We start from the raw sequence: 17,310 nt of genomic DNA on the forward strand, positions 1-17,310 counted from the left end.
TCGAGTCAGAGGTCTGCGTAGACGTGACGCTCGGCTTCGGCGCCGGGATGTGTGACGGCGCCTTTGTAGGTTTCGCCTACAAGCTGGGCGTATTTCCAAAGCGCCCCGGAGGCGTAGATCGTCTCACGCGGGCCGGGCCAATCTTTCTTGCGTGCATCCAGTTCCTCGTCGCTCAGGTCCACAGACAGCTCGCCCTCGATGGCATTGATGGTGATCATGTCACCTGTCTTGAGCATGGCGATGGGGCCGCCATGGGCCGCTTCGGGGCCCACGTGACCCACGCAGAAGCCGCGTGTGGCCCCCGAGAAGCGGCCATCGGTGATGAGCGCGACCTTCTTGCCCATGCCCTGGCCCGAAAGCGCGGCGGTGGTGGCCAGCATCTCGCGCATGCCGGGGCCGCCGGCGGGGCCTTCGTTGCGGATGACGATGACTTCGCCTTCTTCGTATTCGCGGTTCTGGACGGCGGCGAAGGCGTCTTCCTCGCATTCGAACACGCGGGCGGGGCCGGTGAAGACCTGGTGCTCGGGCGCGATGCCCGCGACCTTTACGATGGCGCCCTGCGGTGCGATGTTGCCCTTGAGACCGACAACGCCGCCGGTCTTGGTAAGGGGCGCGTCGATGGAATAGATCACCTTGCCGTCGGCCTCGCGTTCGATCCGGTCGAGTTCTTCGCCGATGGCGCGGCCCGTGGCGGTCATGCAGTCCTCGTGGATCAGGCCCGCCTTGCGCAGTTCCTTCATCACCACGGGGATGCCGCCGGCGTCGTAAAGGTCCTTGGCGACGTACTGACCGCCTGGTTTCAGGTCGACGAAATAGGGGGTATCGCGGAAGATTTCGCAGACATCGTCGAGGTAGAATTCGATCCCGGCCTCGTGGGCGATGGCGGGCAAGTGCAGGCCTGCGTTGGTAGAGCCGCCGGTGCAGGCGACGACGCGCGCGGCGTTTTCCATCGACTTGCGGGTGACGACATCGCGGGCGCGGATGTTCTTTTCCAGCAGGTCCATAACCGCGCGGCCCGACGCCTCGGCATACTGGTCGCGCGATTCGTACGGTGCGGGCATGCCCGACGAGTTCATCAGGGCAAGGCCAATCGCCTCGGACACGCAGGCCATGGTATTGGCGGTGAACTGGCCGCCGCAGGCACCCGCCGAGGGGCAGGCGACGCGTTCGAGCGCGTCGAGCGCCTTGTCGGACATGGTGCCGTTCTGGTTCCATCCAACGGCCTCGAACATGTCCTGCACGGTCAGGTCGCGCGTGCGGAATTCCTCGGGGATCTCGTCTATCTGGGGGGCTTTGCCCGGCAGGATCGAGCCGCCGTAAATAAAGACCGACGGCACATTAAGTCGCACCATGGCCATCATCATGCCGGGCAGCGACTTGTCACAGCCCGCAAGGCCCACGATGGCGTCATAGCAATGGCCGCGCATGGTCAGCTCGACCGTGTCGGCGATGGCCTCGCGGCTGGCGAGCGACGAGCGCATCCCCTCGTGGCCCATGGCGATGCCGTCGGTGACGGTGATGGTGGTGAATTCGCGGGGGGAGCCCTTGGCCTCTTTCACGCCACCCTTGACGGCCTGGGCCTGACGGTTGAGCGAGATGTTGCAGGGCGCGGCCTCGTTCCAGCAGGTGGCGACGCCGACGAGAGGTTGGTGGATCTCTTCCTCGGTCATGCCCATCGCGTAATAGTACGAGCGGTGCGGCGCGCGCGCGGGCCCTTCGGTCACGTGGCGGCTGGGCAGTTTGCTTTTGTCGAACTTGGTCATCTGGGCCTCCCCTGAAATCTTCGGATCCGGTCTAGGCCAGAGCCGCGACGGGGGCAAGCTTTCGCACTGGCAAAGTTCAGCGCGGTGGCGTGGCCATCTTCGCGACGGGCGCGTGGCGGTGGCAGGTGACGACGTGGTCGTTGACCATGCCGACGGCCTGCATGAAGGCGTAAACGATGGTGGGGCCGCAGAACTTGAAGCCGCGTTTCTTCAAATCTTTCGAAATTGCGCGGGATATTTCGGTTTCGGTTGGCACCTCGGCCAGGCTGGTCCAGTGGTTCTGCAAGGGGGCGTCCCCCATGTAGGACCACAGGTAGGTGTCAAACCCCTGCTCGGCCTCGATCACCTGCCAGGCGCGCGCATTGCCGATGGTGGCCTCGATCTTGCCGCGGTGGCGGATGATGCCGGGGTCGCCCAGCAGGCGCTGCACGTCATCCTCGCCCCAGGTGGCGATGATATACGGGTCAAAGCCTTGGAATGCCGCGCGAAAGCTGTCGCGCTTCTTCAGGATGGTGATCCAGCTGAGACCGGCCTGGAACCCGTCGAGGATAAGCTTTTCCCACAGCGCGCGGCTGTCCCATTCGGGCACGCCCCATTCGGTGTCGTGATAGGCCTCGTAGATCGGATCGGAGCCGACCCAGCCGCATCTTTCCATGGTGCAAGACCCCCGGTTTCGCCTGTTGCGGACAGTATGACTCAAATGCCCCTTTTAACAATTCCTTAGACTGCGTGGCGCTTATTGGGCAGCGGTGGAGTACGGAGAGATTCATGGGTGAAAAGAGATTGAAGTGGGCGAACGTACCGGTGGGGCATCACAACCCCCTGGCCTATGCGGTGTCGGCGCGGGACCAGTCGGTGATCCAGATGGTCGAGGAGGCGGTGCGGCACGGCCACGTGATGCTGGCCTATCAGGCTGTTGTGCCATCCGGGCGACAGGACCGCCCGGCCTTCTACGAGGGTCTGGTGCGGGTTCTGGATGAAACGGGCCGGATCATTCCCGCGCGGGAGTTCATCGACGTGATCGAGACGATGGAGACGGGACGCATCATTGATTGCCTGTCCCTGGAAAAGGGGATCCGCACCTTGCGCGAGCATCCCGATATCCGCTTGTCGATCAACATGTCGGCACGGTCCATCGGCTATCCGCGCTGGATGCGGACGCTGAAACGCGGGCTGGGGCAGGACCCGACGGTGGGCGAGCGCCTGATCCTGGAGATCACGGAAAGCTCGGCCATGCTGGTGCCGGAATTGGTGGTCAATTTCATGGCGGACCTGCAAAAGAAAGGTATCAGTTTCGCGCTGGATGATTTCGGGGCCGGGTATACTTCGTTCCGCTACCTGCGGGATTTCTACTTCGACATCCTCAAGATCGATGGGCAGTTCATTCGGGGCATCGCGGACAACCCCGATAACCAGGTACTGACGCGGGCGCTGATCTCGATTGCCGAGCAGTTCGACATGGTTACGGTGGCCGAAAGCGTGGAGCGGCCCAATGATGCGCTGTTCCTTCAGAATATTGGGGTGCATTGCCTTCAGGGCTACTACTTTGGCGCGCCCACCGTTCAGCCGCCCTGGCTGGAAGCGGCCCGGGTGGCGGCTATGGCCTGAGATGTGACAACGGCACCTGTTGCCGCGTTGCGGCGTCTGAGGTACACCCTGCATGATGCGGGGAATCCGGGGGCCGCGCATGACGCGCCGCCCTTCGGTCCTCGGCCAGCAAGAATTGGTGGAGGACACTATGACCAATGTTGTTATCGCCTCGGCAGCGCGGACCGCTGTCGGCTCTTTTTCCGGCGCGTTTGCCAACACCCCGGCGCATGACCTGGGCGCGGCCGTCCTGGAAGCCATTGTCGAGCGCGCGGGGATCGACAAGTCCGAAGTTTCCGAAACCATCCTTGGCCAGGTGCTGACCGCGGCGCAGGGCCAGAACCCCGCCCGCCAGGCGCATGTGAACGCGGGCCTGCCGATCGAAAGCGCCGCCTGGGGCATCAACCAGGTGTGCGGGTCGGGCCTGCGGGCCGTGGCGCTGGGCGCGCAGCACATCCAGCTGGGCGATGCCGATGTGGTTGCCGCCGGCGGGCAGGAGAACATGACCCTGAGCCCCCACGCCGCGCATCTGCGCGCAGGGCACAAGATGGGCGACATGAAATACATCGACACGATGATCCGCGACGGCCTTTGGGACGCCTTCAACGGCTATCACATGGGTCAGACCGCCGAGAATGTCGCCGAGAAGTGGCAGATCAGCCGCGAGCAGCAGGACGAGTTCGCCGTCGCCAGCCAGAACAAGGCCGAGGCGGCGCAGAAGGCGGGCAAGTTCGACGACGAGGTGATCCCGTTCACCGTCAAGACCCGCAAGGGCGAGACGGTCGTCGACAAGGACGAATACATCCGCCACGGCGCCACGATGGACGCGATGCAGAAGCTGCGCCCGGCCTTCACGCAGGACGGCTCGGTCACCGCGGCCAACGCCTCGGGTCTGAACGACGGTGCGGCCGCCGTGCTGCTGATGAGCGCCGAGAATGCCGAGAAGCGCGGGATCGAGCCGCTGGCGCGGATTGCCTCCTACGCGACAGCCGGGCTGGACCCGTCGATCATGGGCGTGGGCCCGATCCATGCCAGCCGTAAGGCGCTGGAAAAGGCGGGCTGGAGCGTCGATGACCTGGACCTGGTGGAAGCCAACGAAGCTTTCGCAGCGCAGGCCTGTGCCGTGAACAAGGACATGGGCTGGGACCCGTCGATCGTGAACGTGAACGGCGGCGCAATTGCCATCGGCCACCCGATCGGCGCGTCGGGCTGCCGCGTTCTGAACACTCTGCTGTTCGAGATGAAGCGCCGCGATGCCAAAAAGGGCCTCGCCACGCTGTGCATCGGTGGCGGCATGGGTGTGGCGATGTGCATTGAACGCCCGTAAGCGGCTGATTCGAGACGACATGACAGGCCCTGCGGGGCCTGTTTTTCCATCCGAACCCGAGGACAGCCCAGATGACGTTGCCCGACAACCCTCCGCAGATCGTGTTTTCCGGCGGCGGGTTGCGGTGTTTCTGGCAGGGCGGTTTCCTGACGCGGCTGGAGGCCGAGCGCAAGTTCACGCCCGAGCGGGTGACCGGGGTGAGTGGCGGCGCTTTGGCCGGGGCGGCCTGGATCGCGGGGCAGGAACATCGGCTGCTGGACGTGATGTGCGATGCGTTCGAGACGCGCGACCACAACCTTGATCTGTTCGCCGCCGACGAGGACGGGATCACTCCGCATCAACGGATCTATTGCGACGTTGTGGAAACGGTGCTGGACAAGGCGGCTTGCGAGGCCGTCGCGAACGGCCCGGCCTTTCAGATCCAGATCGCGCATCCGCCGTCGAACGGAAATCCGACCATGACTGGCACGGCGCTGGCCGCGGCCTATGAGGCGGAACTGCATGTCGTGGGCAGCCCGCATTTCGACTGGGCCGAGAAGATGGGCCTGACCTCGCAACTGGTCGATGCCAACCAGGCGGCGCGGGACGGGCGGCTGGTGGAACTGGTGAATGCGGCGGCGGTGATTCCGCCGGTGTTCGAACCGCCGCTTTGGGGCGACCGGCGCGTGGTCGATGGCGGCATGGCTGACCAGGCGCCGCTGCCCGACCCGGACAAAGGCGAGACGCTGGTGCTGCTGACGCGGCAATACAAGAACCTGCCGAATGTGCCGGGTAGGATATATGTCTGGCCGTCCGACGAGACGCCGGCCGACAAGATAGACTTTACCGACCCGCAAAAGCTGCGCGAGACGTGGGCGCTGGGCGAGCGCGATGCAGAGGCCTATCTGAATGGCAGATGAGCGCCGCGCGGCAAAAAGAATCGCGTAACATTGTTGCGCTTTGCTCGCGGGATCAGTAGCAAAGTTACCAAACAAACCAACACTAACACAAAGACTGGAGGAGTTCCCATGGCGAGAGTTGCCCTTGTGACCGGCGGTAGCCGCGGTATTGGCGAGGCCATTTCGAAGAAACTGAAGGAGGAGGGCTATGAAGTGGCCGCCACCTATGCGGGCAACGACGAAGCCGCGGCGAAATTCACCGACGAGACCGGCATCAAGACCTATAAATGGAACGTGGCCGATTACGACGCCTCGAAGGCTGGGATCGAGACCGTCGAGGCCGAATTGGGGCCGATCGACGTCGTCGTGGCCAATGCCGGCATCACCCGTGACGCGCCGTTCCACAAGATGACGCCGGACCAGTGGAAGGACGTGATCGACACCAACCTGACGGGCGTGTTCAACACAGTTCACCCGGTCTGGCCGGGAATGCGCGAACGCAAGTTCGGGCGCATCATCGTCATCAGCTCGATCAACGGCCAGAAGGGGCAGTTCGCGCAGGTGAACTATGCCGCGACCAAGGCGGGTGATCTTGGCATCGTGAAGTCGCTGGCGCAGGAAGGCGCACGCGCCGGAATCACCGCAAACGCGGTCTGCCCCGGCTATATCGCCACGGAAATGGTGATGGCGGTGCCCGAGAAGGTGCGCGAATCGATCATCGGTCAGATCCCGGCGGGCCGGCTGGGTGAGCCCGAGGAGATCGCCCGCTGCGTGGCGTTCCTGGCGTCGGACGATGCCGGGTTCATCAACGGTTCGACCATCTCGGCCAACGGGGCGCAGTTCTTCGTCTGAGGAGGCCGAACCCACGAAAAGCGAAAGGGCCGGTCAGGGGAACCGGCCCTTTCTGTTTCCAGAGACCTGCAACGATCATCTGGAAGGTGACTTGCGCCCCAGCCAGCCGAGAAGTTCGCCGAAAGCGCGGCTTCGTTCGTAATGGGCGGCGCGATAGGCGTCGCGGGTGCGGGCGTCGAAAGAGGTCTCGATCATGGCCGATCCTTTCAGGGAAACTTGATTGATTTGAATATGAGGCTTTGTGTAGGTGACCGCAAACGAGACTTTTCAGGGTGTCAGTTAAGTTATACTTTAGTGAGATGAGTGATCGCCTTCCCCCTTTGACGGCCTTGCGCGCCTTCGAGGCCGCGGCGCGGCACATGTCGTTTCAGAAGGCCGCGGCGGAACTGAACGTGACGCCCGCCGCATTGTCATTCCAGATCAAGTCGCTGGAGGAGCATCTGGGCGCGGCGCTGTTCCGGCGATTGAACCGGGCGGTGGAACTGACCGAGGCGGGGGCCACGCTGGCGCCCGGGTGCCGCGACGGGTTCTCGGCCCTGTCGGCGGCTTGGACGGCGACACGGCGGGCGCTGGACAGTAGCACACTGACGGTGACGGCGGGGCCGGCCTTTACCGCGAAGTGGCTGGCGCCGCGCCTTTACGAGTTCGCGCAGGCGCATCCCGAGATCGAGCTGCGGTTCACCGCGTCTTTGCGGCTGATGGATTTCGACCGCGATGAGGTCGACGTCGCGATCCGGTTCGGCCATGGAGCGGACGAAGGCCTGTATTCGCTGCCGCTGGCCGAGGAATGGGTGACGCCGATGATGACGCCCACGCTGGCCGAACGGTATCCGACGATAGAAAGCCTGCGCGAGGCGGTGCTGATCGTCGATCAATCGATCGATTTCCTGGATCCGGCGACCGACTGGGCGGCCTGGTTCCGGGCGATGGGCGTTGACCCGGTCGAGCCGCACGGCCCGCGGTTTTCGCAGGGCGACCACGCGGTGGACGCGGCGCTGGCGGGGGTTGGCGTCGTGCTGGGGCGTCGGGCCCTTGTGATCAAGGACCTGATGGAAGGCCGGCTGGTCGCGCCCTATGGCAAGGCGGTGAGCGCCGGGGCGCAGTTTCGCTTTGTCTGTCGCAAGGGCGCCGAGGACAAACCCCAGATCAAGGTTTTCCGAGAATGGATGCTGGCCGAAACTGCCAAGGGGTTCGAAACGACGGCGAAAATGCAGATGGTGCCGCTGGTGCCCGCGTGATCACGAGATGCGCCGCGATGGCGCATCCCGATCAGTCTTTGCGTGACATGCTAATGGGAAAGTCGTTCGATTTCTTCCTTCAGTCGGAGTTTCTGCTTTTTCATGCTTGAGATTTCGAGGTCGGGTGTGCCCGGGGCACGCTGTGCCGCTTCGACCTGATCCGAGAGAGCTTGGTGTTTCTTCTTCAGTTCCTCGACGTGTGAACTCAAAGCCATGAATGCGTCTCCTCTTTCTGATGTGCACGGGATAGTGCAGCACAAATCATGTAATCTGTCACGCTGCGTGCGCAAAATCGGGCGGCGGGATTTAGCTACAACTTGCCTAAATCAGTCCGGGAAAGGCAGTTCCCCGCCGTCGCGCAGGATGCAAGCCGTTGCCGGAGTGTAGTTTTCGGAATCGTTAACGTGCGTTTGCCCATAATGCAGGCACCAGCCGTCATGCAGCCGGAAAGCGGCCCGTCCGCCCCGCCGTCCGCGCAGCAGGACCAGCCGCGCGGCCCTGCCGGGGCGGGGAATCAGCGGCATGAGCTGAAGGCTGCCGAGGTGGCGCGCCGCGTGGGACAGAAGCTCTGGCAGGCGCTCGGCGCGCTGGATGAAGGTGGTGGTGCCCTTGGGCCGGGTGCGCTTGGCGGCGGCGGCGACCCAGTCTGCAAGAGGTGTGTCCTCGCCCATGGCGCCTTCGCGGCCCGGATCGGTGGCGGCGGTGCTGGCGGCGCGGTCGAAATAGGGCGGATTGGCGAGGACGTGGTGGAACTGGCGCTCTTTGAGGGTGCCGGGCATGTCGGCAAGATCGCCCTCGATCACCTCGAAAGGCAGGTCGTTCGCGACACCGTTCCGACGGGCGAGCTCGGCATAGACCGGCTGGCGTTCAAGGCCGGCCAGTTCGACGCCGGGCACGCGCCGGGCCAGGCACAGCCCCGCGACACCGACGCCACAGCCGAGATCGAGCACGGTGTCGCCCGGTTTCGCGGGGATGCTGGCGGCCAGCAGCACCGGGTCGATGCCGGCGCGATAACCGTCCCGGGGTTGCAGGATCTTGAGCCGTCCGCCGAGAAAATCGTCGCAGGTGGTCGCAGGCGTCACGAGATCGCCTCGACCTCGATCCCGTTGTCCATAAGGGTCTGGCGGGCGGGAAAGTAATCTTCCTCGCTGACCATCAGCCGGCGCGGGAAGATCCCGATGCCGCCTTCGAGGATGCTCATGTTTACGTCCAATTCAAAGCAGTCTATATCCTCGCCCTGAAGCAGAGCCTTGGCGAATGCCATCACGGTCGGGTCGGTGGTGCTGAGAAGATGCTTCATGGGGACGACTTAAGGACACCGGACGCGCATTGTCGAGCCTGAGTGACGGGAAGTTTGATGGGACTGGACCACGCCGCAACAAAACCGCATGAAGCGCTGGCCTCGCACTTGCAGGGCAAGCTGGACGAGGTGAATGTCCTGATCCGCGAGCGGATGGCGTCGCGCCACGCGCCGCGCATCCCGGAAGTCACAGCGCATCTTGTCGAGGCGGGCGGCAAGCGCTTGCGGCCCATGCTGACGTTGGCGGCGGCGGACCTGTGCGGCTACGCTGGCCGCGACGACGTCAAGCTGGCCGCGACGGTGGAGTTCATCCATACCGCGACGCTGTTGCACGACGACGTGGTGGATGAAAGCGCGCAGCGTCGCGGACGGCCGACGGCGAACCTGCTGTTCGACAACAAGTCCAGCGTGTTGACCGGGGATTACCTGTTCGCGCGGGCGTTCCAGCTGATGGTGGAAACCGGGTCCTTGACGGTGTTGGACATCCTGTCGAATGCCGCGGCGACGATTGCCGAGGGCGAGGTGCTGCAACTGACCGCCTCGCGCAGCCTGAAGACGACCGAAGAGGTCTATCTTCAGATTGTGCGCGGCAAGACTGCGGCGCTGTTTTCGGCGGCGACCGAGGTGGGTGGCGTGATCGCGGGCGTCTCGGACGATCAAGTGCAGGCGCTTTTCGATTACGGCGATGCGCTGGGCATCGCGTTCCAGATCGTCGATGACCTGCTGGATTACCAGGGCGACGCCAAGGCCACCGGCAAGAATGTGGGCGACGATTTCCGCGAGCGCAAGCTGACCCTGCCGGTGATCAAGGCGGTGGCGCTGGCCGACGAGAGCGAGCGCGCCTTCTGGGCGCGGACCATCGAGAAGGGCGACCAGCGCGACGGCGACCTGGACGAGGCGCTGCGGCTGCTGAACAAGCACGGCACGCTGGAGGCGACGCGGGAAGACGCGCTGCAATGGACGGCGAAGGCCAACGCGGCGATGGCGCAATTGCCCGAGCACCCGGTGCGGGACATGCTGCTGGCGCTGTCGGATTACGTGGTGTCACGGATCCGCTAGGGTTCCGTCAGGGATGCGCGTTGAGACGAGTGGCGGTGATCCACCAGCCAGGGTTCTCTTCTTTCAGGCGCCCTTCGGCGGCGCGGGCCGTTTCCTCGCCTGTGTAGAGCCCGAAACAACTGCTGCCCGAGCCGGTCATCCGGGCGAGGCGACAGCCCGCCGTGACGCTGAGCGCGCCCAGCACTTGCGAGATGGCCGGTGCCATGGCGATGGCGGGATATTCAAGGTCGTTGCGCATCCCGCGCAGCCAGTCGATGAACTCGATTGCGCCGAGATTGGCCGGGACTTCGCCGGGCATCGGGGTGTTGTTCTTCTGCACCAGCGCGGCGAAGACATCGAACGTGCGCATCGGGACGCCGGGATTGATCAGGACGGCGTGCAGGCAGGGCAGGTCATGGGCCGCGACGATCTTTTCGCCGATCCCCTGCATCCGTGCCGCGCCGTTCCCAAGGCAAATGGGGACATCGGCGCCAAGCGGCGTGACATCGTCGGGGATGGGCGTATCGATCAGGCGAGAGAGCACGCGCAGGGTCGCGGCCGCGTCTGACGAACCGCCGCCTACTCCGGCGGCATGGGGAAGCTGTTTGTCCAGCGTGATGTCGGCGCTGACGCCCATCAGCTGCGCGGCCCGCAGCACGAGGTTGCTTTCATCCTCGGGGACGCCGCGGGCCATGGGGCCGGTGACGGACAGGCGCGGCGTGTCTGACAGCGCAACGGTCAGGTGATCGCCCACATCGGCGAACATCACCAGCGAATCGAGCAGGTGCATACCATCGTCGCGCTGGCCCGTGATGTGCAGCGTGAGGTTGATCTTGGCCGGGGCGAAGCCCTCAGCCGCCGTCATCCGCGACCTCCAGCGGGGGTGAGCCTTCTTCCTGCAAGACCACGTCGAGGCCGACCTCGAGCTTGCGGCGTATGCGGTCTGGATCGACATCGGGTGAAGGGTTTTCCTTGTCCACGAAGGACAGGGCGCGCCGCCACTGGAACTGCGCCTCGATCTCGCGGCCCACGGCCCACAAGACATCGCCCAGGTGATCGTTCACGACCGGGTCGACCGGCATCAGTTCGGCGGCGCGTTCCATGTGGCCGATGGATTCGTCGTAGCGGCCAAGCCGATAGAGCACCCAGCCGAGGCTGTCGACGATATAGCCTGAATCCGGCTGGGCTTCGACGGCGCGTTCGATCATGTCGAGCGCCTCGTCCAGCTTCTGTTGTTTCTCGACCAGCGAGTAGCCGAGATAGTTCAGCACCTGCGGATGCTCGGGATTCAGTTCCAGCGCCTTGCGGAAATCGGCCTCGGCCTCGGGCCACTCATCTTGCCGTTCATGGCTGATGGCGCGGGCATAGTAGACGAACCAGTGGCCAGGCTGCGCCTCGCCCAGAAGGTCGATGGCATTGTCATAGGCGGTGACCGCCTTGTCGTATTGCTCGCTCTGACGATAGAGGTCAGCGGCAGCAACGTGGACCATCGGCAGCTCTGGGTGTGAATCGCGCAGCTGTTCCAGCACCTCGATGGCGGCGTCCATCTTGTCGGCCCGGCGCAGCGCCTCGGCGCGGCCCATCTCGGCGGCGGTGAACGACGGGTGATCGCGCGGGACGCTCTTGTAGGTCTGCGTGGCCAGTTCGTAGCGTTCCAGCGACTCCAGCAGTTCCGCCGACATCAGGATCGCATCAACATGATCGGGGTTCAGGTATTGCGCCACGCGGGCGTAAAGCAGGGTATAGTCGTCGCCCATGTCGCCCAAGAGGGCCTGGCCGATGGAAAAGAACACCTCGGCCACGCCGTCCTTGGGGCCGGAGATCATGTCAAAGGCCACGGGCAGGCCGCTTTCCAGTTCCGCGCGCAGGGCAAGGATCTCTGGGTCGGCATTGGGGCCAAAGGCGTCGTCCAGCAGGGCGATGGCCTCGTCGTTCCGCTCCAGCTGGCTGAGCGTCACGGCCCAGGCGCGGGTGCCGCGGCGGGTGCGTTGCAGCGGCGCGTCGTCTTCGCCGCCCGAGAAGATCGCCTCTGCCGCCTCGAAATCACCGACAGAGGCCAGGGCCAGCGCCTTGTGATAGAGCGCGAAGTTCTTCAGGCCGCGCTCCTCGGAGACCTCGTCGAAAAGCGCGAGGGCCGCGTCGACATCTCCGCGGGCCAGTTCGGTCCAGGCCATGATCAGCCCGTCGGCCAGTTGGCCCACGCCCTGGCCGCCCTCGATCCGCTCGATCACGGCGTCGTGGTTGCCGGCGGCCACGTCCTCGGCGATGAGGGCCATGAAGGCGACCTGGCTTTGCAGGTCCTGTTCCTCGATTTGGCGGGCCACGGGAACGGCGCGGTCGATGTCGCCCAGCGCCATGAAGGCGATCGCGGTGCTTTCGAGGATCACGGGGTTCGCCGCGTCGCGGATCAGCGCCTGGCTGTAATACTGGGCCGCCGCGTCAAAGTCGTTCTGATAGCGGGCCTGACGGGCCGCGAGATAGGCCCCGACGTTGATATCGGCCAGTGCGGGCAACGCAATGCCCTGCAAGAGCGCGGCGATGGCGCCTGCGGTCAGGATTTTCACGGGTATGGGCTCCCTGCCTGTGCGGTCGATGATTTGCGCAAAGGTAGTATGAGCGGCGGTCCAACGCAATGAGGGCGGCCAATTTGCCGCCCTCGGTATCCGCGTGATTTCGCCTGCCGCTTACATATTGGGATAGTTCGGCCCGTCGCCGCCCTGCGGCGTGGTCCAGTTGATGTTCTGGGCCGGGTCCTTGATGTCGCAGGTCTTGCAGTGGACGCAGTTCTGGAAGTTGATGACGAACTGCTGCTCGCCGTCCTTTTCCACGAACTCGTACACCCCTGCCGGGCAGTAGCGGGCGGAGGGGCCGGCGTATTTGGGCAGGTTCACCTCGACCGGGATCTTGGGGTCCTTCAGCTTGAGGTGGGCAGGCTGGCTTTCCTCGTGGTTGGTCATCGAAAAGCTGACATTGGTCAGCCGGTCGAAACTGAGCTTGCCGTCGGGTTTCGGGTAGTCGATTTCGGCGTGCTTGCTGGCCGGTTCGGTCGCCTCGGCGTCGTTCTTGCCGTGGCCCAGCGTGCCGAAAAAGGAAAAGCCCAGCGTGTTGGTCCACATGTCGAGGCCGCCGAGCGTGAGCGACGCGGTGAGACCGTACTTGGACCACAAAGGTTTGACGTTGCGGACCTTTTTCAGGTCGGCGCCGATGGCGCCATTGCGGACTTCGCTCTCGTAGTTCGACAGCTCGTCGCTGGCGCGGCCGGCCTCGATGGCTTCGTGCGCGGCCTCGGCCGCGGCCTTGCCCGACAGCATGGCGTTGTGGTTGCCCTTGATGCGCGGCACGTTGACCATGCCGACCGAGCAGCCCAGCAGGGCGACGCCGGGGGCGACCATCTTGGGCATGGACTGGTACCCGCCCTCGGAAATGGCGCGGGCGCCATAGGCCACGCGCTTGCCGCCTTTCAGCAGGTCGGCCACCACCGGGTGATGCTTGAACCGCTGGAATTCCATGTAGGGGTAAAGGTGCGGGTTGCGGTAGTTCAGGTGCACCACGAAGCCCACATAGACCTGATTGTTGTCGAGGTGATAGATGAACGACCCGCCGCCCGCGTTCTTGCCCAGGGGCCAGCCCATCGTGTGGGTCACGGTGCCCTCGCGGTGCTTTTCCGGGTCGATTTCCCAGATTTCCTTCATCCCGAGGCCGTATTTCTGCGGCTCCTTGCCTTTTGAGAGGTCATATTTCGCGATGACCTCCTTGGAGAGCGAGCCGCGCACGCCCTCTGACAGGAACACGTATTTGCCGTGCAGTTCCATGCCGGGCTCGTAGCCGGGGCCGGGGGTGCCGTCTGGATTCTTGCCGAATTCGCCCGCGACGACGCCTTTGACCTCGCCGTTTTCGCCATAGACGATCTCCGAGCAGGCCATGCCCGGGAAGATCTCGACGCCCAGCGCCTCGGCCTGTTCGGCCATCCAGCGACAGACATTGCCCATGCTGACGATATAGTTGCCGTGGTTGTTCATCAGCGGCGGCATGGGGAAGTTGGGGATGCGGACCTTGCCCGCCTCACCAAGCATGTAAAAGTTGTCTTCTTTCACCGGCACGTTCAGCGGCGCGCCCTTTTCCTTCCAGTCGGGGATCAGCGCATCGAGGCCGCAGGGATCGAGCACCGCGCCCGACAGGATGTGCGCGCCCACCTCGGAGCCTTTTTCCAGCACGACGACCTCGCGCTCGGGGTCGAGCTGTTTCAGGCGGATCGCGGCGCTGAGGCCCGCGGGCCCCGCACCGACGATCACGACGTCGTATTCCATGGCTTCGCGTTCGACTTGGGTCATCTTGGTCCTCTCCTGGTCGTCCGGCGCGTGGCCGGCCCGCGTAAGAAACTTCGCAACTGGTTATCGCGCGGGGTTGCGCAAGGTCAATTCGAACACGACGTAACAGACGGTCAAAAGCGTCAAAAAGGCGCAAGTTTCGGCGCGATTGCGCGGGCGGCGGTCAGGACCCACTTGCATTGGCGGGGAAGGTCGGGTCAATCTGTCGCGCACGTGTTGAGAAGGGAACGGGGTCGCGCAAGGGCGGCCCCTTGGTGATACTAGGGACAGCAAAGAAGGACAGGTCATGGAAAAGATCCCGATGACGCAGGACGGTTTCGACGCGTTGAACGCGGAATTGAAACAGCTGAAATCCGTCGAGCGCCCCGCCATCATCCGGGCCATCTCGGAGGCGCGCGAGCATGGCGACCTGTCGGAGAATGCCGAGTATCATTCGGCCAAGGAAAAGCAGTCCTTCATCGAGGGCCGCATCAAGGAGCTGGAAGGTGCGATCAGCCTGGCGGAGGTGATCGACCCCAAGAAACTCTCGGGTCCGATCAAGTTCGGCGCGACGGTGACGCTGGTGGACGAGGATACGGACGACGAAAAGTCGTACCAGATCGTGGGTGAATACGAGGCCAATATCGAGAAGGGCCTGTTGAACGTAAAATCGCCGATTGCGCGGGCGTTGATTGGCAAGGAGGAGGGCGATAGCGTAGAAGTGCGCACGCCCGGTGGCGACAAGTCCTACGAAGTTCTGAAGGTCGAATATATCTGACCCGGCCTTGCCAGGTTCACCGCTAATCAGGTTCACCGATGACCGACCGACCGCAAGCCCCACAGACCCCGCTGGGCGTCTATGACCGGCCCCGCAAGGACAGGGTCACGGGCGTCGAGGTGGTAGCATTGGTTCTGACGATCCTGTGGCTTGGCGGGACGGCTGTGTTCTTTCTGGTGCTGGAGCCGATGGGCATGTTCTCCAACTCCGGCGGGGCGCTGCAGTTCGTGGTGATCCTGCTGGCGATCTTCATGCCGGTGGCGATGATCTGGGTGGCGGCGACGGCGGCACGATCGAGCAAGGTGATGCGCGAGGAAAGCCGGCGTCTGCAAACCGCCATCGACGCGATCCGCCAGGCCTATGTGGCGCAAAGCCAGGCCGCGCACGAGGTGGCGCAGCCGTCGGTTGCCAAAAAGCTGGAAGAGATCGCGGCGGCGCAGCGCAAGACCGAGACGGCACTGGCGACTTTTTCGACCGTGCGGCAGGCCACTGCCCCGCGTCCCGCGCCGGTGGCGGCCCCGGCGGAGGCCGGGACCGACCAGGTGGCGCTGCCCCTTGGCACCCCGCCCGAGGACATGGCCCCGCCGCTGGCCACGGCGGACTTCATCAGGGCGCTGAATTTCCCGGAAACCGCCGAGGACAAGGAAGGGTTTGCCGCGCTGCGCCGGGCGCTGAAGGTCCGGCAGAGCGCGCAGCTGATCCAGGCCAGCCAGGACGTGCTGACACTGTTGTCGCAGGACGGCATATACATGGACGATCTGCGCCCCGACATGGCCCGCCCCGAGGTGTGGCGCCGCTTTGCCGCCGGAGAACGGGGCCGGGCCGTGGCGGCGCTGGGCGGCGTGCGGGACCGGTCGTCGCTGGCGCTGACGGCGGCGCGGATGAAGCAGGACACGATCTTTCGCGATGCGGCACATCATTTCCTGCGGATTTTCGACCGCACCATAAGCCAGTTCGCGGAAACCGCAACGGATGCCGAAATGTCCGAGATGTCGGACACGCGCACGGCGCGGGCCTTCATGCTGGTGGGGCGCGTGGCGGGCACGTTCGACTGAGATTGCCGGAACTCGGCTGTTGCCCGACACCCCGGAACCCGTCAATATGAGTGCCGCAAGATGAAGGGAAAACCATGCGCAAGTTTCTGGTGGTGCTGGATGACAGCCGCGAATGCCTGAACGCCATGCGGTTCGCCGCCATGCGCGCCAAGAACACGCAGGCCGGGGTCGAGATCCTGGCGGTGATTCCGCCCGAGGAGTTCAACCATTGGATCGGCGTGGGCGACATCATGCGCGAGGAGGCCCGCGAGCGGATCCACGCGCATTTCGAGGTCTTCGCCAAGTGGATGCGCGACAAGCAGGGCATCGACCCGGAACTGGTGATCCGCGAAGGCGAGCCGGTGTCCGAGATCATGGCGCAGGTCAATGAGGACACCGAGATCGGCGTGCTGGTGCTGGGCGCCAGCGCCGACAAGAAGGGGCCGGGGCCGCTGGTGTCGCAATTGTCCAAGAACTCGGGCGGGTTGCCCATCCCGATCACCATCGTGCCGGGCGATCTGAGCAAGGAAAGGCTGGAGGCGATAACCTGAGCCGCCGCCGCAGCAGAATTTAGAATCGTTCCAAACCTTGACAGGGCGAGCGCCCCTGCGCATATCTTGACCAACAGTTTCGAAAGGGCGCGCAATGTTCATCCAGACAGAATCGACCCCAAATCCAGCCACGCTGAAGTTCCTGCCGGGCCAGACCGTGCTGGAAACGGGAACGGCGGATTTTCCATCGGCGGAGGGTGCTGACAAGTCGCCCCTTGCCGCGCGCGTGTTCGGTGTGGACGGCGTGACAGGCGTGTTTCTGGGCAACGATTTCGTCACCGTCACCAAACAGGACGCAGTGGAATGGGACCATGTGAAGCCCGCGATCCTGGGCGCGATCATGGAGCATTTCCAGTCGGGTCAGCCGGTGATGACGGGCGAGGCCGCCGAATCGGGCCACGCCGCCAGCGAAGGTGAGAACTCGGAAGTGATCGACCAGATCAAGCAGCTCCTGGATACGCGGGTGCGACCGGCGGTGGCGCAGGATGGCGGCGACATCACGTTTCACGGCTTCGAGCGTGGCGTCGTGTATCTGCACATGCAAGGGGCCTGCGCGGGCTGTCCGTCTTCGACCATCACGCTGAAGATGGGCATCGAGAACCTGCTGCGCCACTACATCCCTGAAGTGACCGAGGTGCGCCCTGTCGGCGTCTGAGA

18 protein-coding genes are annotated in these 17,310 nt (G+C 64.3%); 10 read left to right on the top strand and 8 right to left on the bottom strand.

Going from position 1 to position 17,310, the window contains the following annotated elements; genetic code table 11:
- Nucleotides 1–5 precede the first annotated feature (5 nt).
- Nucleotides 6–1,763 (bottom strand): dihydroxy-acid dehydratase, encoded by a 1,758-nt coding sequence (gene ilvD / locus XM53_RS05060; RefSeq protein ID WP_057790913.1) that lies wholly within the window; start codon nucleotides 1,761–1,763, stop codon nucleotides 6–8.
- Between the two features lie 76 nt (nucleotides 1,764–1,839).
- Nucleotides 1,840–2,418 carry a DNA-3-methyladenine glycosylase I gene (locus tag XM53_RS05065; RefSeq protein ID WP_057790914.1) on the bottom strand — a complete coding sequence of 193 codons (579 nt, stop codon included), beginning with the start codon at nucleotides 2,416–2,418 and terminating at the stop codon, nucleotides 1,840–1,842.
- Between the two features lie 113 nt (nucleotides 2,419–2,531).
- Here XM53_RS05065 and XM53_RS05070 point away from each other — a divergent pair, with 113 nt between their 5' ends.
- From XM53_RS05070 to XM53_RS05090, 5 genes are all read left to right on the top strand, one after another.
- Complete coding sequence (locus tag XM53_RS05070) at nucleotides 2,532–3,371, top strand: EAL domain-containing protein (RefSeq protein ID WP_057790916.1); 840 nt, start codon at nucleotides 2,532–2,534, stop codon at nucleotides 3,369–3,371.
- Between the two features lie 130 nt (nucleotides 3,372–3,501).
- Nucleotides 3,502–4,677 (top strand): acetyl-CoA C-acetyltransferase, encoded by a 1,176-nt coding sequence (locus tag XM53_RS05075; protein ID WP_057791280.1) that lies wholly within the window; start codon nucleotides 3,502–3,504, stop codon nucleotides 4,675–4,677.
- A 71-nt stretch (nucleotides 4,678–4,748) separates the two neighbouring features.
- Nucleotides 4,749–5,576, top strand: a complete 828-nt coding sequence (locus tag XM53_RS05080) for a patatin-like phospholipase family protein (RefSeq protein ID WP_057790918.1) — start codon at nucleotides 4,749–4,751, stop codon at nucleotides 5,574–5,576.
- A gap of 108 nt (nucleotides 5,577–5,684) precedes the next feature.
- Nucleotides 5,685–6,407, top strand: coding sequence for an acetoacetyl-CoA reductase (gene phbB / locus XM53_RS05085; RefSeq protein ID WP_057790920.1), 723 nt, complete (start codon nucleotides 5,685–5,687; stop codon nucleotides 6,405–6,407).
- Between the two features lie 299 nt (nucleotides 6,408–6,706).
- Entirely contained in the window at nucleotides 6,707–7,645 is a 939-nt protein-coding gene (locus tag XM53_RS05090; RefSeq protein ID WP_057790921.1) for a transcriptional regulator GcvA, read from the top strand.
- Nucleotides 7,646–7,695: 50 nt separating this feature from the next.
- On the opposite strand, the gene XM53_RS22390 is transcribed toward XM53_RS05090, so the two are convergent.
- From XM53_RS22390 to XM53_RS05100, 3 genes are all read right to left on the bottom strand, one after another.
- Nucleotides 7,696–7,860 carry a YdcH family protein gene (locus XM53_RS22390; RefSeq protein WP_082630751.1) on the bottom strand — a complete coding sequence of 55 codons (165 nt, stop codon included), beginning with the start codon at nucleotides 7,858–7,860 and terminating at the stop codon, nucleotides 7,696–7,698.
- A gap of 111 nt (nucleotides 7,861–7,971) precedes the next feature.
- Nucleotides 7,972–8,727 (bottom strand): tRNA1(Val) (adenine(37)-N6)-methyltransferase, encoded by a 756-nt coding sequence (locus XM53_RS05095; RefSeq protein WP_057790923.1) that lies wholly within the window; start codon nucleotides 8,725–8,727, stop codon nucleotides 7,972–7,974.
- Nucleotides 8,724–8,945, bottom strand: coding sequence for a putative signal transducing protein (locus XM53_RS05100; RefSeq protein ID WP_057790925.1), 222 nt, complete (start codon nucleotides 8,943–8,945; stop codon nucleotides 8,724–8,726). The genes XM53_RS05095 and XM53_RS05100 overlap by 4 nt, the downstream gene beginning before the upstream one ends.
- A gap of 57 nt (nucleotides 8,946–9,002) precedes the next feature.
- On the opposite strand from XM53_RS05100, the gene XM53_RS05105 reads away from it, so the two are divergent.
- Nucleotides 9,003–10,004 carry a polyprenyl synthetase family protein gene (locus XM53_RS05105; protein ID WP_057790927.1) on the top strand — a complete coding sequence of 334 codons (1,002 nt, stop codon included), beginning with the start codon at nucleotides 9,003–9,005 and terminating at the stop codon, nucleotides 10,002–10,004.
- Nucleotides 10,005–10,011: 7 nt separating this feature from the next.
- Here XM53_RS05105 and XM53_RS05110 read toward each other — a convergent pair whose 3' ends face one another.
- The 3 genes from XM53_RS05110 to XM53_RS05120 all read right to left on the bottom strand — a co-directional run bounded on the left by XM53_RS05110 (nucleotide 10,012) and on the right by XM53_RS05120 (nucleotide 14,314).
- On the bottom strand, nucleotides 10,012–10,848 hold the full coding sequence (locus tag XM53_RS05110) for a 4-(cytidine 5'-diphospho)-2-C-methyl-D-erythritol kinase (RefSeq protein ID WP_057790929.1): 837 nt from the start codon (nucleotides 10,846–10,848) through the stop codon (nucleotides 10,012–10,014).
- Nucleotides 10,835–12,547 (bottom strand): tetratricopeptide repeat protein, encoded by a 1,713-nt coding sequence (locus XM53_RS05115; RefSeq protein ID WP_328586659.1) that lies wholly within the window; start codon nucleotides 12,545–12,547, stop codon nucleotides 10,835–10,837. The genes XM53_RS05110 and XM53_RS05115 overlap by 14 nt, the downstream gene beginning before the upstream one ends.
- 120 nt (nucleotides 12,548–12,667) lie before the next feature.
- Nucleotides 12,668–14,314: an electron transfer flavoprotein-ubiquinone oxidoreductase gene (locus tag XM53_RS05120; protein ID WP_057790931.1), complete on the bottom strand. Its 1,647-nt coding sequence runs from the start codon at nucleotides 14,312–14,314 to the stop codon at nucleotides 12,668–12,670.
- A 283-nt stretch (nucleotides 14,315–14,597) separates the two neighbouring features.
- Here XM53_RS05120 and greA point away from each other — a divergent pair, with 283 nt between their 5' ends.
- The 4 genes from greA (at nucleotide 14,598) to XM53_RS05140 (ending at nucleotide 17,308) form a co-directional block, all read left to right on the top strand.
- The gene (gene greA / locus XM53_RS05125; protein ID WP_057790933.1) at nucleotides 14,598–15,068 is read left to right on the top strand and encodes a transcription elongation factor GreA; all 471 of its coding nucleotides are present in this window, start codon (nucleotides 14,598–14,600) and stop codon (nucleotides 15,066–15,068) included.
- A 38-nt stretch (nucleotides 15,069–15,106) separates the two neighbouring features.
- Nucleotides 15,107–16,123, top strand: coding sequence for a hypothetical protein (locus XM53_RS05130; RefSeq protein ID WP_057790935.1), 1,017 nt, complete (start codon nucleotides 15,107–15,109; stop codon nucleotides 16,121–16,123).
- 74 nt (nucleotides 16,124–16,197) lie between these two features.
- Nucleotides 16,198–16,653: a universal stress protein gene (locus tag XM53_RS05135; protein WP_057790937.1), complete on the top strand. Its 456-nt coding sequence runs from the start codon at nucleotides 16,198–16,200 to the stop codon at nucleotides 16,651–16,653.
- A gap of 94 nt (nucleotides 16,654–16,747) precedes the next feature.
- Nucleotides 16,748–17,308, top strand: coding sequence for a NifU family protein (locus tag XM53_RS05140; protein WP_057790939.1), 561 nt, complete (start codon nucleotides 16,748–16,750; stop codon nucleotides 17,306–17,308).
- Nucleotides 17,309–17,310 lie beyond the last annotated feature (2 nt).

This window comes from Roseovarius atlanticus (assembly GCF_001441615.1).
GTDB lineage: Bacteria > Pseudomonadota > Alphaproteobacteria > Rhodobacterales > Rhodobacteraceae > Roseovarius > Roseovarius atlanticus.

Excerpts from the sequence above, each read along its gene's own strand:
- ilvD (WP_057790913.1), bottom strand. The coding sequence starts at position 1,763 with ATGACCAAGTTCGACAAAAGCAAACTGCCCAGCCGCCACGTGACCGAA.
- XM53_RS05065 (WP_057790914.1), bottom strand. The coding sequence starts at position 2,418 with ATGGAAAGATGCGGCTGGGTCGGCTCCGATCCGATCTACGAGGCCTAT.
- XM53_RS05070 (WP_057790916.1), top strand. The coding sequence starts at position 2,532 with ATGGGTGAAAAGAGATTGAAGTGGGCGAACGTACCGGTGGGGCATCAC.
- XM53_RS05075 (WP_057791280.1), top strand. The coding sequence starts at position 3,502 with ATGACCAATGTTGTTATCGCCTCGGCAGCGCGGACCGCTGTCGGCTCT.
- XM53_RS05080 (WP_057790918.1), top strand. The coding sequence starts at position 4,749 with ATGACGTTGCCCGACAACCCTCCGCAGATCGTGTTTTCCGGCGGCGGG.
- phbB (WP_057790920.1), top strand. The coding sequence starts at position 5,685 with ATGGCGAGAGTTGCCCTTGTGACCGGCGGTAGCCGCGGTATTGGCGAG.
- XM53_RS05090 (WP_057790921.1), top strand. The coding sequence starts at position 6,707 with ATGAGTGATCGCCTTCCCCCTTTGACGGCCTTGCGCGCCTTCGAGGCC.
- XM53_RS22390 (WP_082630751.1), bottom strand. The coding sequence starts at position 7,860 with ATGGCTTTGAGTTCACACGTCGAGGAACTGAAGAAGAAACACCAAGCT.
- XM53_RS05100 (WP_057790925.1), bottom strand. The coding sequence starts at position 8,945 with ATGAAGCATCTTCTCAGCACCACCGACCCGACCGTGATGGCATTCGCC.
- XM53_RS05105 (WP_057790927.1), top strand. The coding sequence starts at position 9,003 with ATGGGACTGGACCACGCCGCAACAAAACCGCATGAAGCGCTGGCCTCG.
- XM53_RS05110 (WP_057790929.1), bottom strand. The coding sequence starts at position 10,848 with ATGACGGCGGCTGAGGGCTTCGCCCCGGCCAAGATCAACCTCACGCTG.
- XM53_RS05120 (WP_057790931.1), bottom strand. The coding sequence starts at position 14,314 with ATGACCCAAGTCGAACGCGAAGCCATGGAATACGACGTCGTGATCGTC.
- greA (WP_057790933.1), top strand. The coding sequence starts at position 14,598 with ATGGAAAAGATCCCGATGACGCAGGACGGTTTCGACGCGTTGAACGCG.
- XM53_RS05130 (WP_057790935.1), top strand. The coding sequence starts at position 15,107 with ATGACCGACCGACCGCAAGCCCCACAGACCCCGCTGGGCGTCTATGAC.
- XM53_RS05135 (WP_057790937.1), top strand. The coding sequence starts at position 16,198 with ATGCGCAAGTTTCTGGTGGTGCTGGATGACAGCCGCGAATGCCTGAAC.
- XM53_RS05140 (WP_057790939.1), top strand. The coding sequence starts at position 16,748 with ATGTTCATCCAGACAGAATCGACCCCAAATCCAGCCACGCTGAAGTTC.